The sequence below is a fragment of the Marinobacter nitratireducens genome, from assembly GCF_000708045.1.
Taxonomy (GTDB): Bacteria; Pseudomonadota; Gammaproteobacteria; order Pseudomonadales; family Oleiphilaceae; genus Marinobacter; species Marinobacter nitratireducens.
On record NZ_ANIE01000007.1, the window covers coordinates 100032 to 115746 of the forward strand.

At 56.7% G+C, this 15715-nt stretch carries 10 protein-coding genes; 4 read left to right on the top strand and 6 right to left on the bottom strand.

Features of this window, described 5'->3' with window-relative positions; all coding sequences use genetic code 11:
* Window positions 1–40 precede the first annotated feature (40 nt).
* Window positions 41–1186, top strand: coding sequence for a DcaP family trimeric outer membrane transporter (locus D777_RS11645; protein WP_036132326.1), 1146 nt, complete (start codon window positions 41–43; stop codon window positions 1184–1186).
* Between the two features lie 161 nt (window positions 1187–1347).
* Here the strand turns inward: D777_RS11645 and D777_RS11650 are convergent, their stop codons facing one another.
* From D777_RS11650 to aceE, 3 genes are all read right to left on the bottom strand, one after another.
* Window positions 1348–2595 carry an NADH:flavin oxidoreductase/NADH oxidase family protein gene (locus D777_RS11650; protein WP_036132328.1) on the bottom strand — a complete coding sequence of 416 codons (1248 nt, stop codon included), beginning with the start codon at window positions 2593–2595 and terminating at the stop codon, window positions 1348–1350.
* Between the two features lie 282 nt (window positions 2596–2877).
* Window positions 2878–4500 (bottom strand): dihydrolipoyllysine-residue acetyltransferase, encoded by a 1623-nt coding sequence (gene aceF, locus D777_RS11655; protein ID WP_036132330.1) that lies wholly within the window; start codon window positions 4498–4500, stop codon window positions 2878–2880.
* 10 nt (window positions 4501–4510) lie between these two features.
* A complete protein-coding gene (gene aceE, locus D777_RS11660) occupies window positions 4511–7174 on the bottom strand; it encodes a pyruvate dehydrogenase (acetyl-transferring), homodimeric type (protein WP_036132332.1) in 2664 nt (887 codons plus the stop codon).
* A gap of 666 nt (window positions 7175–7840) precedes the next feature.
* Between aceE and D777_RS11665 the strand changes: the two genes are divergently transcribed.
* Window positions 7841–9205, top strand: a complete 1365-nt coding sequence (locus D777_RS11665; protein WP_036132334.1) for a KamA family radical SAM protein — start codon at window positions 7841–7843, stop codon at window positions 9203–9205.
* Window positions 9206–9230: 25 nt separating this feature from the next.
* Here the strand turns inward: D777_RS11665 and D777_RS11670 are convergent, their stop codons facing one another.
* Complete coding sequence (locus D777_RS11670) at window positions 9231–10253, bottom strand: AraC family transcriptional regulator (RefSeq protein ID WP_036132336.1); 1023 nt, start codon at window positions 10251–10253, stop codon at window positions 9231–9233.
* A 136-nt stretch (window positions 10254–10389) separates the two neighbouring features.
* Between D777_RS11670 and D777_RS11675 the strand changes: the two genes are divergently transcribed.
* The gene (locus D777_RS11675; protein WP_036133024.1) at window positions 10390–11484 is read left to right on the top strand and encodes a fatty acid desaturase; all 1095 of its coding nucleotides are present in this window, start codon (window positions 10390–10392) and stop codon (window positions 11482–11484) included.
* A gap of 44 nt (window positions 11485–11528) precedes the next feature.
* Here the strand turns inward: D777_RS11675 and trxA are convergent, their stop codons facing one another.
* A complete protein-coding gene (gene trxA, locus D777_RS11680) occupies window positions 11529–12392 on the bottom strand; it encodes a thioredoxin (RefSeq protein ID WP_036132338.1) in 864 nt (287 codons plus the stop codon).
* A 212-nt stretch (window positions 12393–12604) separates the two neighbouring features.
* Between trxA and lon the strand changes: the two genes are divergently transcribed.
* The gene (gene lon, locus D777_RS11685) at window positions 12605–15055 is read left to right on the top strand and encodes an endopeptidase La (RefSeq protein WP_036132339.1); all 2451 of its coding nucleotides are present in this window, start codon (window positions 12605–12607) and stop codon (window positions 15053–15055) included.
* Between the two features lie 49 nt (window positions 15056–15104).
* Here the strand turns inward: lon and D777_RS11690 are convergent, their stop codons facing one another.
* On the bottom strand, window positions 15105–15623 hold the full coding sequence (locus tag D777_RS11690; protein ID WP_036132340.1) for a MarR family winged helix-turn-helix transcriptional regulator: 519 nt from the start codon (window positions 15621–15623) through the stop codon (window positions 15105–15107).
* Between the last annotated feature and the right edge of the window lie 92 nt (window positions 15624–15715).

A 15715-nucleotide genomic window follows, 5' to 3' on the forward strand; every position in this document is an offset into this window, starting at 1 on the left:
TTGTGGGTCCAACAACAATAAACGTGTGGAGACAACAACGATGCAAAGCAACAATAAACTGAGAATGGCAATTCGAGCGACGGCAGCAGCGGCTATGTTTGGTGTAGCTGGCCAGGCTGGTGCTGTCAGCTTTACTGCCGGCGACTACGACATGGCCGTGTACGGTTATGCTCGCTTCAACGCAAGTTACGACGTAGACAGCAACCAGGCTCTCAGCACCCGTTCCGGCTCTTACTCTGGCCTGGCCACAAACAGCGGTGCAGCTGAAGGCCACTTTGGCGCAGACGCGTTCCAGAGCCGCTTGGGCGTTAAAGCCACCAGCCCTGAAGGTGTGATGGTCAACATCGAGGGCGATTTCCGCGGTAGTGGTGGCGGCAGTTTCCGTCTACGTCATGCCTACGGTTCCTACCAGAACATCCTGGCCGGCCAGACCTGGTCCAACTTCACCAGCTTTGTCGGCAACACATCCACGCTGGACTTTGACTCTCTTCCAGGCGTAGCTGGTTACCAGAGCCGGACACCGCAGGTCCGCTACACGTCCGGCCCGCTGTCTCTGTCCCTGGAAGATCCGCGCTACAGCTTCGTTACCACTGCTGCCAACGACATCAGCAAGAACGGCATGCCGACGCTGACCGCACGTCTTGAAGATTCCGCTGACGCCCTGTCCTACTCTGCTGCCGTTCTGGCGCATCAGATTGCCTACGACGATGGCACCGATGACGACAGCGCGTTCGGTTTCGCAACCTTTGTTGCGGCCAAGATGGCGATCACCGACATGATCACCGTTCAGGGCAGCCTGTCCTACACCGACGGTGCCAACAGCTACCTGTACCGTTCCGGTGAGAACTTCGGTGCTGCGAGCGCCTATGTTGATCTGGCGACTGGCAGCGTAGAGACCATCTCCGGCTATGGCGGCAGCATCGGCGCCGGCATCAACATGGGTGGCGGCCGCAGCGTTAACATTGGATACGGGCTCGTTACAGTAGATTGGGACGATGCTGAAGCAGACGGCGTTGCCGTTCAGGACCAGAGTGAAACCAACTCCGCTGTTATGGCCAACTACAAGTGGACGCCAGTCAAGAACGTAATGATGGGCGTGGAATACCAATTCCTCAGCCGTGAAAACGTCAGCGGTGTGGACGGCGACGCAAGCCGCCTGCTGTTTGCAGCGCAGTACAACTTCTAATCTTCCTTAGAAGTAAAAGCGTTAACTCAGGGAAAACCCCGGCAGGATGCCGGGGTTTTTTCGTAGCCGCCTTTGACCCAAAGCCGTGCGCGCGGCACCACACCGACCCATTCAACCGAAGCATAAGCTCGAAAAAGCGCTCACCATGCTGGAAGAGCCTCTTACTCCCCGGCTCGCAGGCGCGTCCTGACTCCGCGGGTCGTCATCACCCCCAGTACCTCCATCAGCGACAGCAGGCCTCGATCGTGCTTGCGGGGGGCCTTGCCCTTTCCCATGCGGCCTAGCTGCCGCGTGTACCAGCTAACTTCCATCAAGGCCATGTTATCCACTAAGCGGATGCCAGTTCGAATCGGGCGAACGGCACTGGTGATCGACTCCCCGGCCAGAACTCTCTTGGGCAAGTCCGGCTCAACAGCCAATGGCCGCGCAAGCCCCACCAGATCCGTCGCGCCCGACTCGATTGCTTCCGCCATACCCTCACTGGTGCGGAAACCGCCGGTCACCATCAACGGAACCGATACCCGTGCACGAACCTTCTCCGCAAACTCCAGGAAATACGCCTCCCGGGCTCGCGTGCTGGCTTTAACCTGGCCGTCACCCTTTGCCATCGCCGGATTTTCATAATTGCCCCCGGATATTTCTACCAGGTCGATACCCTCGGCTGACAGCACCTCAATAACGGACAAGGACTCCTCCTCCGTGAACCCGCCCCGCTGAAAATCAGCGGAGTTCAGCTTGATGCCCACGTTGAAGCCGTCGCTGGTGGCTGCCCGTATCGCCCGATAGATCTCCAGTACAAATCGCATCCGTTTTTCCGGGGTGCCACCCCACTCATCGGTACGCTGGTTGTGATGGGGCGACAGAAACTGACTCACCAGATACCCATGCGCCCCATGAATCTGCACGCCGTCAAAGCCAGCTTTCTCCGCCAATTCTGCACTGCGGGCGAAGCGCGCTACGATGTCCTCAACCTCCGGCCCGGAAAGCGCGCGAGGAGTCGCAAACATTCCCCGGAGCTCCTTCCGGAACGGCACCGCACTGGGAGATACCGGATCCCTGTTCAGCATCTTCGGACTCTGCTTGCCCGGATGATTCAACTGCATCCAGATCTGACCACCTTCGACCTTCCCCGAGGCAGCCCAGGCTTTCAGAAGCTCCATGTCACGATCGTCTTCCAGCACCACATTCTGGGGCTCACCAATATGCCTGCGATCAATCATCACGTTACCGGTAATCGACAGCCCCGTTCCGCCGTTGGCCCAGGTTCGGTAGAGCGTCACCAGATCTTCCGTTACTCGATTATCAATGGTCCCCAGCGTCTCGCTCATGGCGGACTTGGCAAAACGGTTGGGGAGCTCCGAGCCATTGGGTAGCTTGAGCGGTTGGGCAAGAGTCTGGGCGGGGTTCATGGGTGGCCTCAATGATTGTTCTGTTATTCGTGAGCAACCATATTGAATAGCCAACCTGCCATGATCATTGGCTTTGGAGACGCGCAGATGAGGTAACGCGCCAGGAGATCGTAAACGAGGAGTCAGAACGACAAAGGCCGGCAAACCTCGCCAGAACTGTTGAGGGCCAAGGATGGCCCGAAACAAGCCCACATGGACGTGGTCTTTGCGTGTTCTGGCGAGGTTTGCCGGCCTTTGTCGCCACTCCCAACCCGAAGGCCGGGAGGGCGTTATAGAGCCAAATTAAAGCAACAGGGTTCGAATGTCCCCCAGACTCTGAGCAAGCGCCGACGTAAACCGGGCCGCATCCGCCCCGTTCACCGCACGGTGATCGTACGACAGCGACAACGGCAACATCAGCCGAGGTTGGAATTCCTTGCCATCCCAAACCGGCTTCATCGCCGCCTTGGAAACACCAAGAATCGCCACCTCCGGCGTATTCACGATCGGCGTGAACGCCGTACCTCCGATGCCACCCAGGCTGGTAATGGTGAAACACGCGCCCTGCATCTCGGCCGGCTTCAGCTGCTTGTCCCGGGCCTTCTTCGCCAGCTCGGCACTCTCGGCTGCCAGCTCCCAGAGCCCCTTCTTGTCCACATCCCGAATTACCGGAACCATCAGCCCGTGAGGCGTGTCCACCGCAATGCCGATGTGGATGTACTTCTTGCGAATCACCTCTTTCTTTTCCATGTCGATTGAGACATTGAACTGAGGCAGTTCCGCCAGCGCGTTGGCACACGCCTTCAGCAGGAACGGCAGTGGCGTCATCTTCACACCACGCTTCTCGCCGGCCGCCTTCTGCGACTTGCGGAAGTCCTCCATGTCGGTGATGTCCGCATCCTCGAACTGGGTTACGTGGGGCACGTTCAGCCAGCTACGCTGCATGTTGGTGGCCGTCGCCGCCATCATGCGTGACATGGATTCCTTCTCGATGTCACCAAACTGACTGAAGTCCGGCAGCTTTACGCCGGGAATTCCGGATCCCGTGCCGACACTACCACCTTGCTGACTCTGCTGAAGCTGGCTCTTCACATAGGCCTGGACATCGTCTTTGACAATACGCCCCTTGGGACCGCTGCCTTTAACACGAGTCAGATCAGCACCCAGCTCACGCGCCAGCTTCCGAACGGCCGGGCCGGCATGCACTTTGGTGCCCGGTGCCGGTGGCTCGTACGTCGAGCCCTGAGGTTGCGGCGCCGCTTCCGGTTTCGCGGATGGCTGCGCCGGCTGTTCCGACGCGGCTGGCTTCTCGGGCTCTGCCGCGGGAGACTTTTCACCACCTTCTTCTTCAATGGTGAGCTCAACCAGCTCATCGCCCTCAGAAACCTTGTCGCCTTCTTTTACCAGGATCTTCCCGACCTTGCCTGCGTATGGCGAGGGCACTTCCATGGTGGCCTTGTCGGACTCAACGGTAACCAGCGCCGATTCAGCCTCAATGGTATCGCCTTCAGAGACGTTGACCTCGATAACAGGCACGTTCTCCATCCCATCCAGGGAGGGTACCTTAATGGTTTCCTTGCGACTGCCTCCAGATTTCTTCGGCGCAGGCTTCGGTTCTTCGGGTGCTGCCTCGACTTTCTCCTCGGACTCTTCCGCTGGAGCGGACTGCTCGGCAGAGCCGGCATCGCCGTCGGCCGCCATCACTCCCACAACATCCCCCTCACGCACCTTATCACCCACCTTGACGGTGATTTTGGCAATCTTGCCAGCGGCAGGGGCCGGCAACTCGACAGAGGCCTTGTCAGACTCGACCGTCAGAATGGGATCCTCTTCGGCGACCGAATCCCCCTCACTGACAATGATCTCGATAACCTCGACCTCGTCTGCACCGCCGAGATCGGGAACCTTGATTTCCTGTTCACTCATGGCGGTCTCCTTAGCTCTGCACCGGGTTCGTTTTGTTGCGATCGATTCCATACTTGCGCATGGCCTCGAGAACCTGGTCCTGCTTGATCTCGCCGTCTTTTGCCAGAGCAGCCAGGGCCGTCACAGCAACGTAGTAACGATCCACTTCGAAGAAACTACGCAGCTTCTCGCGAGTATCACTACGCCCGAAGCCATCGGTACCCAGCGTCATGAAGGTCTTGGGAATAAAGGCTCGCAACTGCTCGGAGTGCAGTTTGATGTAATCCGTGGAAGACACCACGGGGCCCTGCTGCTCTTCCAGCATCTGGGTCACGTACGCTTTCCGTGGCTTGTCATCCGGGTGCAAATGATTCCAACGCTCCACATGCTGACCGTCTCGGGCCAGTTCGTTGAAGCTGGTGACACTCCAGACATCCGACGCGACACTCCAGTCCTCTTTCAGCAGATCCGCAGCGGCGAGCACTTCGTTCATGATCGCCCCGGAGCCCAGCAACTGGACTCGTGGCGATTTCTTGCGGCCCTTGGTTTCCACCGAGGAGAACTTGTACATCCCTTTGATGATGCCGTCTTCACAATCTTTCGGCATCGCCGGCTGAGCGTAGTTTTCGTTTTCAATGGTGAGGTAGTAAAAGACGTTCTTGTTCTCCTCGAACATCTCTTTCATACCGTGGCGAATGACCACGGCCATCTCATACCCGTATGCCGGATCGTACGATTTGCAGTTCGGGATGGTATTGGCCAGCACATGACTGTGGCCATCCTGATGCTGAAGACCTTCACCGTTCAGCGTTGTGCGGCCCGCTGTGCCACCAACCAGGAAGCCACGGGCCTGCATATCACCGGAAGCCCAGGCCAGATCACCGATGCGCTGGAAACCGAACATCGAATAGAACACGTAGAACGGGATCAGCGGGAACTGGTTGGTGCTGTATGAAGTCGCAGCAGCCATCCAGGTCGCCATGGCGCCGTCTTCGTTGATGCCCTCCTGCAGGATCTGACCCTTTTTGTCCTCCCGGTAATACATGATCTGTTCACGATCCTGAGGCACATATTTCTGGCCTTCCGATGTGTAAATACCGAGCTGACGGAACATGCCTTCCATGCCGAAGGTACGGGCTTCGTCCGGCACGATTGGAACAACGCGCTTGCCGATACGCTTGTCCTTCACCAGCGCACTCAGGATTCGCACAAATGCCATGGTGCTGGAAATCTCACGACCGTCCGAGCCCTCCAGTACCTGCTTGAAGATATCCAGTTCCGGAATCTGCAGTGGCTGGCAGTCCTGGTTTCGCTTCGGATAAAAGCCACCCAGGTCCTGACGACGCTTCTTCATGTACACCAGTTCCGGGCTGTCCGGTGCCGGCCGGTAGTACGGTACCTCTTCCAGTTCATCATCCTTGAGCGGAACACCAAAACGGTCACGGAAAGCTTTGAGGGTATCGATGTCCAGCTTCTTCAGGGAGTGCGCGGTATTCTGCGCTTCCCCTGCAGCCCCAAAACCGTAACCCTTGATGGTGTGAGCCAGAATTACAGTCGGCTTGCCGTTCGCCTGATTGACCGCCTTGTGATAAGCCGCATAAACCTTGTAAGGATCGTGGCCACCGCGGTTCAGTTTGCTGATATCCTCATCGGACAGGTTCTCGGCCAGCTTGGCAAGCTCGGGGTATTTGCCAAAGAATTCCTTGCGGGTGTAGGCCGGCCCCTTGAAGGTCAGGTTCTGCAACTCGCCATCACAGATCTCATCCATGGTGCGCTGCATGACGCCGTCTTCGTCTTTCTCGAACAGCGGGTCCCACATCCGGCCCCAGACCACCTTGATGACGTTCCAGCCGGCGCCACGGAAGACACCTTCCAGTTCCTGAACAATCTTACCGTTACCGCGAACCGGCCCGTCCAGGCGCTGGAGGTTACAGTTGACCACGAAAATCAGGTTGTCCAGATTTTCACGTCCTGCCTTGGAGATAGAGCCCAGGGTTTCCGGCTCGTCACACTCGCCATCCCCTACAAAGCACCACACCTTGCGGTTATCCATTTCGATCAGCTCACGGCTGTCCAGATACTTCATCACATGGGCCTGGTAAATGGCCTGAATCGGCCCGAGTCCCATGGATACCGTCGGGAACTGCCAGTAGTCCGGCATCAACCAGGGATGGGGATAGGAGGACAGGCCCTCGCCATCGACTTCTTCCCGGTACTTATCCAGCTGCTTCTCATCAAAACGCCCTTCCAGGAAGGAACGGGCGTAAATGCCTGGCGACGCATGGCCCTGAAAATAGACCAGATCAGACTCACGCTTGTCATCGCCGCCGTGGAAGAAATAGTTAAAGCCGACATCGTAGAGCGTGGCCGCAGAAGAGAACGTGGAAATGTGGCCACCCAGGTCACCGGGGCGCTTGTTGGCCCGGACCACCATCGCCATGGCGTTCCATCGGATCAGAGAACGAATACGGCGCTCCATGAACAGGTCGCCAGGCATACGGGCTTCGTTGGTAACAGGAATGGTATTCCGGAATGGCGTGGTAATGGAGTATGGCAGCTCTGTGCCATCGCGGCTGGCGCGCTCGGAGAGCCGCTCCAGAATGTATTTGGCGCGCTCTACGCCCTCGTTCTCGATCAGAGATTCCAGCGCATCAAGCCATTCACTGGTTTCAATGGGATCATCGTCCTGGTACATCAAACCCTCCCCTTGGCATCAAAGAGTGCATCGCGGGCCACGATCAGCAGCCAGTCACGTTGCGGTGTCGATAAACTGCAGTGGGATGCAGTGTGTTGTTATCGGTATGTCAGCCCGGTAGTAGCCCTGCCGCAAAGTACACAGAACCTCCACCAAGCATAGAACAGCATTCACAGTTTTCCTGTCCGCAGACCTTCGCAACCAGAGGCTTTTGACCAAACCGAAGGCGCTGCTATCTGACAGGTGATTCGCCGTTACCGCGAATCGAGTTGTATTTTTACTACACAAAGCCAGAAAACCGATTAAAACCCTGGCCAATTCTGCGGCATCACAAAGTTATTTTAGGTTAGTTACGCAATAATGACGTTTTTACCACCTATCAACAAGCATATTCAGACCAAGGTCGTAGTTTTACTACCTGACAAATTTCCTTCACACGCTAAAAATTTTTAAACCTGAATTTCGTGACCTCGGCACGTCTTTTCTGCAATTTTGGCGACAAATACCCGGGGTTACCCCCGATAACTCAAAAGAAATCCAAGGATTTTTAATTAGACCTGAAAATAAACTTCAATTTATGTATACTCGCCTGCCCGTTTTTTAACCAATGGAGCGGCGGCGATCCCGCACTCCTGTCTTTTGGCTTCTATTAATTGAGGGCGATCTATGAACTCCATCGTCAGCTTCCCGAACCGGATTCCAACCACCGAATTCGAGGAACGCCGCTTCAAGGTCTACACAGACCGCCAGCTCGACAAAATCGAGATCATCCAGAATCTCCCGGAAGAGACCCTGTTTGAGATGAAGGTCGTGGCCAGCGTGCTGCCGTTTCGCGTCAACGAGTACGTGATCAACGAGCTCATCAACTGGGACAAGGTACCGAATGATCCGATCTACCAACTTGTCTTCCCTCAAAAAGGCATGCTCAAGGATGAACATTTCGAGCGTATGGCAAAGCTGCACAGAGAAGGTGCCGACAAAAAGGAGATCCAGGAGGCAGCCAAGGAGATTCGGGACGAACTGAATCCGCACCCGGCCGGGCAGATGGAAATGAACATGCCGGAACTGGATGGCGAGGTATTGGACGGTATCCAGCACAAGTACCGCGAGACCGTGCTGTTCTTCCCGTCCCAGGGCCAGACTTGCCACTCCTACTGCACCTTCTGTTTCCGCTGGGCGCAGTTTGTCGGCGACAAAGATCTGAAGATGGCCAGCACTGATGCCGAGAAGATGCATGGCTATCTCCGCAACCACACCGAAGTGACCGACCTGCTGGTCACCGGCGGCGACCCGATGGTCATGAAGACCAAGAACCTGGTGCAATACCTGGAGCCACTGCTGGAGCCGGAGTTTGACCATATCCAGACTATCCGCATCGGCACCAAGGCCCTGACGTTCTGGCCGTATCGCTTCGTGACCGACAAAGATGCCGACGAACTGATCGAACTGTTCGCCAAGCTGGTCGACGCGGGCAAGCACGTTGCCATCATGGCTCACTACAACCACTGGCAGGAAATCAGCACTGACATCGCCGAAGAGGCCATCCGCCGCATTCGGGCGACCGGCGCCGAAATCCGCGCCCAGGGCCCGCTGATCAAGCACGTGAATGACGATGCCGATGCCTGGGCCAAGCTCTGGAAGAAGGAAGTGAAGCTGGGCATCATCCCCTACTACATGTTTGTAGAGCGGGATACCGGCGCCAAGAACTACTTCGAAGTTCCCCTCGCCGAGGCCTACAAGATCTACCGGGAAGCTATGAAGCAGGTATCCGGCCTGGCGCGCACAGCCCGCGGCCCCTCAATGAGTGCCGGCCCGGGTAAAGTGGAGATTCAGGGCATTACCGAAATCAAGGGTGAGAAGGTTTTCGTGCTGCGCTTCCTGCAGGGTCGGAATCCGGACTGGGTCCAGCGCCCGTTCTTCGCCAAGTACAGCGAGACAGCCACTTGGCTGCACGACCTGGAACCCGCTCTCGGGGAAGAGAAGTTCTTCTTTGAGGACGAGTACGCGGAGATGCAGAAAGGAAACGGCTAATCACGCCGTTCGACTGAGGGTGCCGCTAGTCCGGCGCCCTCATATAGTCTCTCGGTGAACACCCGGCCCAGCGCCGAAACGCACGACTGAAGTTTGTCACATCGGAATAACCCAGAAGATCCGCCACCTGCCCAATGCTCTTCTGGCGCAAGGCGAGCAGCCGTTTGGCGTGTTGCTCACGAATGGCTTCCACGATATCACGGAACACCACCCCCTCGGTCTGAAGCCGCCGCTGGAGCGTCCGGGGCGTCACATTCAGCTTCCCCGCCACAGTTTCCAGAGATGCAAATCCCAGCTCTTCATCAAACACCAGATCCCTGACCTGCTGCATCAGGGAACGGCCACCACCCAGACGCCCCAGTTCCTGCTTACACTGTTCTCTCGCAACCCGGGCCGCCACCGGGTCAGACATGACCAGCGGATAATCCAATATCTCAGGGTAAAAAAGGAATCCATTGAACGCACCTCCAAAGGTCAGGGGCCCGGCAATGAGGTGATCAAAGCGGTTTATGTAGGATGGCCTCGCGAAACGAACAACCCCCTCCCCCCTGAGCTTTTGACCGGTCAGGGCCTCTGCCATTGCAGCAAACCCCGTTAACAGAAACATCGCCCCAACTTCGCCAAGCTGATATCGCTCATCCCGTTCAACCAAGGACAGACGAACCCGCTCACCTTCGCGATCAAGCTTCAACTCAAGGTCAGACGAAGGAAGACCGAAATAAGCCTGCGCTATTTCCAAGGCCTCCCCCAGTGTTTTCGCCACCATCGCCGCCTGACCAATCACCCCGTGACAGGACACTTTCATTTGCAGCCCCATCAGGAAGCCAATGCCTGGCTCATCAGTCAGCGTTATCGCGCGCTGGATCAGTCGCGCAAAACTCTCCCTTGGCAGGCGAAACCCGCTTCGCAGAAGGTCTTCTGGCACCAAGCCTTCATCCGCCAGCAGCTCTTCCATCGGAATGTGCCAACGCTCCACTACATCCAAGAGTAACAGGACATAGGTGCCGGGGACTGTCGACTGGCTGGATACTATTGAAAGTGCCACCATGATTTTTGTCGTCTAATGATCGTTTTTTGTCATCTCATCATGCCCGAGATTGGCAAGCTCTCCACAACAATAACAGCAGACAGCAACGGCCACAGGTGCCTTAATGCCAAACACAAACGCTAGAAAGGTCAAAACCATGTCTGCTGACCCCAATCTTATGAGCGATGCCGAGAAAACCGATTACATCCGTCGATCCATCCTCCAAGAGGGCCGCGACCTTCGCCGCCGGCACCCCTGGCTGGAGAAACACCAGAACCTGATCGGGGCAACGATCATGGCGGTTTCACTCATGGGCATGATCGCCAGCGGAACGCTCTACGTGATGAACCTCATCCCCTGGTGGGCGTGCATTCCGGTAACAGCGATATTTGCTTCTTTCATCCATGAACTGGAACACGACTTGATTCACCTGATGTATTTCAAGAATCGTCCATGGGCAAACAATCTTATGCTCGCCCTCGGCTGGCTAGCGCGGGCAAGCACAATCAGCCCTTTCGTCCGGCGCAAGCTGCACCTCCACCACCATAAATTCAGCGGTACCGAAAGTGATCTGGAGGAAAGAGGGATTACCAATGGTGAATCTTGGGGGCTACGACGCCTTCTTATGACCGGTGACAACATGATGGCGGTTTTTCTGCGGCCATTCACGATGCAGCGCGCTGTGCGGCAGTATATTCGTGCCCAGAAAACGGACTCTCGCACTGAAAAGCGAAAAATGGGGATCCAACAGCTGTTTGCATATGCCCCACTTGGAAATGTTTACTACCTGCTGTTCCACGGCTGGGTAGCAGTCCATCTGACACTGTTCGTCGCAGAACTCAGCGGTGTTTCCATTGAACTACCATCGGGGCCCGCTTCGGCACTGAACCTGCTGGACATCTTTGCGGTGGTGTACATGCTGCCCTCATTCCTGCGCACCTTCTGCCTCCACTTCATCAGCTCCAACATGCACTACTATGGCGATGTCGAGCCCCGAAACGTGATGCAACAATGCCAGGTTCTAAACCCTTGGTGGCTGCTCCCAATGCAGGTCTTTTGCTTCAACTTCGGCAGCACCCACGCCATTCATCATTTTGCCGTGCGGGAGCCATTCTATATCCGGCAGTGGACCGCTCCGGCGGCCCATGAGGTGATGAAAAAAATGGGGGTTCGGTTCAATGACTACGGAACCTTCCTGCGAGGCAACCGATTCTCCAAAGACCCGGCCGGGGAGGCACGGCGGGCGGCATAGAGCCGCCTGCCAAAGTGCGCGTTCTTGCGGCGACGATGCTCGGGTCAGTGCATTAACGCGTACAGCTTTCTGCGATAGGTCCGAACATCAGGGTTGCTGTTGCCAAGCTTGTCGAATAACTCCAGCAGTGTCGTCTTCGCCACCTCATCCTTGTACTTGCTGTCTGCACGCATCAGGCGAATCAGCAACTCCATGGCATCGGCGTTGTTTTCCTGCAGCACGAAATGCAGCGCCAGCTGGTGCAGCGCATCGGGATTATTCGGATCCTGAGCCAGCATCTCTTCCAGCTCTGCTTGCGGCGTCAGCTCAGCCGACTGCTTGAGAAACTTCACCCTTGCAGCCAACTGCTTCGCCTGGTGCTGCATTTTTTCTTCGGGGGGCAGACTGTTAAGTACCTGCTCGGCGGTTTCCAGATCACCCATTTCGGCCTTCAGCTGGGCCAGGTCGATGAGCACCTTCAGGTTCTCCGGATCTTTCTGGTTCATTTCGGAAAGCACAGCCAACGCACCTTCGGTATCGCCATCGTTCCAGAGCCTATGGGCCTTGTCATACGGATCCTCCTGCGGCGCCTCCACGTGCTTGTCGAGCACCTGGCGAATTTCTCCCTCGGGCAGGGCACCATTGAAGCCATCCACCGCCTGACCATCCTTGACCAGAATCACCGTGGGCAGGCTTCTCACTCCCAGACTCGCTGTCAGCTGCTGCTGTTCGTCGGCATTCACCTTAGCCAGCAGGAAAGCGCCCTGATACTCGTCCGCCAGCTTTTCCAGCAATGGCATCAGCTGCTTGCAGGGGGCACACCACTCCGCCCATACATCCACCAGAATCGGAGTATTGGCAGAGGCATCCATCACCTGCTGCTGGAAGTTATCCATGGTGGCTTCGAAAATGTACGGAGAGCTGCTCATTAATAACACCTGCGTAAATGGTCTGGACTGACAGCAATCACTGATCGCCGATATGGAGGACTGAATGGGGGCAGTTCGAGCAAAATCAACCGTCTGCCAGTGTTCCCCATCGTCTTGAAAAAACCGGATTTGACGTTACATAGCCTATATCACACGTCTCCGGAACCGGTTTCCGGACCTTATCACAACTCTCGGCATGGGACGCTCCCGGCATGAATGACGAAAACCCGAAAGATACGTTTGAGGAATTCGAGGAAGACGTAACCGAGTACATCGGCAAGGACGAGCATTCCAAGAGTCTCGCTCTTCCGCAACAGATGATGCCACAGCGCATGTACGTTCTGCCGGTGACCAATCGGCCGTTTTTCCCGGCCCAGGTCCAGCCCATCATGGTCAACCAGGATCCATGGCAGGAAACCCTGAAGCGGGTCGGCGAAACCGATCACAAGGTCCTCGGTGTTTGCTTTGTCCCCGAGCAGGACATCGAGGATGGCACCCCCGACAGTGAGAGCCTGGAAACCATCGGCTGCGCCGTCCGGGTTCACCACGCCCAGAACGAGGAAGGCAAGGTCCAGTTTGTTGCGCAGGGGCTTCAGCGCTTCCGGATCGTCCAGTGGCTGAGGCGGAAACCGCCCTACCTGGTGGAAGTCGAATATCCGACCGAGCCGGAGGAGGATGCCGACGAGCTAAAAGCCTATACCCTGGCTATCATCAGTGCCATCAAAGAGTTGCTGAGGACAAACCCGCTCTACGGCGAGGAGGTCAAGCAGTACCTTTCTCGGTTCGGCCCCGACGACAGCTCCCCGCTGGCCGACTTTGGCGCCTCAATGACCAGCGCACCAGGCGCAGAACTTCAGGATGTTCTGGACACGGTGCCACTGCTGCGCCGCATGGAAAAAGTACTCCTGCTCATGCGTAAGGAGCAGGAAGTCGCCAGACTTCAATCCGAGATCAGCGAAGAGGTGAACGCCAAGGTCCAGAAGCATCAACGGGAGTTTTTCCTCAAGGAACAGCTGAAGGTCATTCAGCGGGAACTCGGAATGGCCAAGGACGACAAGACGGCGGACATCGAGCGTTTCGAAGCCCGGATGGCCGAACTGAGCCCGCCTGAGCAGGTTCAGGAACGCTTCAAAGACGAGGTGCAAAAACTGCAGGTACTGGAGCAAGGATCCCCGGAATATGGGGTTACCCGAAACTACCTGGATTGGCTGACCCAGGTGCCATGGGGCATCCACTCGGAGGACCACTTTGACCTTGCCGAAGCGCGCCGTATTCTCGACCGGGATCACGACGGCCTCGACGACGTGAAATCCCGCATCATCGAGTTTCTCGCCGAGGGCACCTTCAAGGGTGAAGTCAGCGGCTCCATACTGCTGCTCGTCGGCCCTCCGGGCGTTGGTAAGACGTCGATCGGGCGCTCAGTTGCTGATGCGCTCGGCCGTGATTTCTACCGGTTCAGTGTTGGAGGCATGCGTGACGAGGCGGAGATAAAGGGCCATCGCCGCACCTACATCGGCGCCATGCCGGGCAAGTTCGTGCAGGCCCTGAAGGACACCGGGGTGTCCAATCCGGTGATCATGCTCGATGAGATCGACAAGATCGGCGCGTCGTACCAGGGAGATCCGGCGTCAGCGCTGCTGGAAACGCTGGACCCGGAACAAAATCGCGAGTTCCTGGATCACTACCTCGACGTGCGCATGGATCTGTCCAAGGTACTTTTCGTTTGCACGGCCAACCAGCTGGACACCATTCCCCGGCCACTACTGGATAGAATGGATGTCATTCGCCTGTCGGGCTACATCGCGGAAGAAAAGGTGGCCATCGCAAAGCACCATCTCCTGCCACGACTGCTGAAACGCGCCGGGCTCAAGAAGAAGCAGCTGAATATTACCGATGCTGCCCTTAAGCAGGTCATTGATGGGTACGCCCGGGAAGCCGGGGTCAGGAACCTGGAAAAGCATCTGCACAAGATCATCCGGAAAGGCATAGTGAAGCTGCTGGAAGGTCCGGACACACCCATCAAGGTTGGCGTTGCAGATCTGGCGACCTACCTCGGCCAACCAATCTTCCGCAAGGAAAAGTCCCTGAAAGGCACCGGGGTAGTGACCGGCCTGGCCTGGACGGCCATGGGTGGCGCTACCCTGAGCATCGAAGCATCCCGAATTCACAGCAGCCAACGCGGCTTCAAACTCACCGGGCAGCTCGGGGATGTCATGCGGGAGTCGGCCGAGATTGCGTACAGCTACGTATCGTCGAACCTCAAACGCTTCAAGGGTGACCAAACGTTCTTCGACAAATCGTTCGTTCACCTCCATGTGCCGGAGGGCGCCACGCCCAAGGATGGCCCAAGCGCGGGCGTGACCATGGCAACCGCATTGCTCTCCATTGCCCGCAAAGAAGCGCCACAGCATAACATTGCGATGACCGGTGAGCTCACACTGACGGGGCAGGTGCTGCCAGTCGGAGGGATTCGTGAAAAAGTGATTGCCGCCCGGCGCCAGAGGATCAGCAACCTGATTCTCCCCGAGGCCAATCGGGGCGATTACGAGGAACTACCGGACTATCTCAAGGAAGGACTGAGCGTGAACTTTGCGAAGCACTATAACGATGTTTTTCAGGTGTGCTTCGGCAACAAACCGAGGAAAGGCTCCTCGGTTCACTGACCATTACTCAGGAACGGGGCCGGATGATGGCATTCGGCTCCGCCCGGCGTCAGGCCCGCTCTTTCCAGCCGTCGTCTTTCAGAACCGGCCCCACATCCAGCACCGGTGAAGCATCAATATCATCCGCATCCATCATATTGGCCACGCGCTGCAGGGACGCCAGAATCATAGTTTGCTCCCACTCGTGCAGGCTCTGAAACTTCTTGATGAAGTCCTCCTGAAGCGGGTTTGGTGCCCGGGAGAGAATCTCCGCGCCCTGCTCGGTCAGATGAGCATGGACTTTACGCTTATCCCGGGTACTACGAACCCGATACACCAGTTGACGATGCTCCAATCGATCCAGAATGGTCGTGACCGTCGCCTGGCTGAGACTGACCTTCTCTGCAATGGTGCCGATGGTGACCTCACCCAGATCCCGAATACTTCGCATGATCAGCAACTGTGGCCCCGTGAGACCTGCATGCTTACTCAAGCGTTTGGAGTGAAGATCCGTTGCCCTGATCACGCGCCTGAGCGCCACCAGGACCTTTTCGTAGTTATCGTCTGAAATGCTCCGATCCGACGTCATGGGTGTCTGAATTCCATACGGCCAAATTTATTTATACCACTAACTATTAGAGGTCTCTGGATCATAAAAAGCAAGTGGTGAATATTACCTAG

What these genes read in the sequence shown, in the direction of transcription:
- D777_RS11670 (WP_036132336.1), bottom strand. Translation starts at nt 10,253, where the DNA reads ATGGTGGCACTTTCAATAGTATCCAGCCAGTCGACAGTCCCCGGCACC.
- trxA (WP_036132338.1), bottom strand. Translation starts at nt 12,392, where the DNA reads ATGAGCAGCTCTCCGTACATTTTCGAAGCCACCATGGATAACTTCCAG.
- lon (WP_036132339.1), top strand. Translation starts at nt 12,605, where the DNA reads ATGAATGACGAAAACCCGAAAGATACGTTTGAGGAATTCGAGGAAGAC.
- D777_RS11675 (WP_036133024.1), top strand. Translation starts at nt 10,390, where the DNA reads ATGTCTGCTGACCCCAATCTTATGAGCGATGCCGAGAAAACCGATTAC.
- D777_RS11645 (WP_036132326.1), top strand. Translation starts at nt 41, where the DNA reads ATGCAAAGCAACAATAAACTGAGAATGGCAATTCGAGCGACGGCAGCA.
- D777_RS11650 (WP_036132328.1), bottom strand. Translation starts at nt 2,595, where the DNA reads ATGAACCCCGCCCAGACTCTTGCCCAACCGCTCAAGCTACCCAATGGC.
- aceF (WP_036132330.1), bottom strand. Translation starts at nt 4,500, where the DNA reads ATGAGTGAACAGGAAATCAAGGTTCCCGATCTCGGCGGTGCAGACGAG.
- D777_RS11665 (WP_036132334.1), top strand. Translation starts at nt 7,841, where the DNA reads ATGAACTCCATCGTCAGCTTCCCGAACCGGATTCCAACCACCGAATTC.
- aceE (WP_036132332.1), bottom strand. Translation starts at nt 7,174, where the DNA reads ATGTACCAGGACGATGATCCCATTGAAACCAGTGAATGGCTTGATGCG.
- D777_RS11690 (WP_036132340.1), bottom strand. Translation starts at nt 15,623, where the DNA reads ATGACGTCGGATCGGAGCATTTCAGACGATAACTACGAAAAGGTCCTG.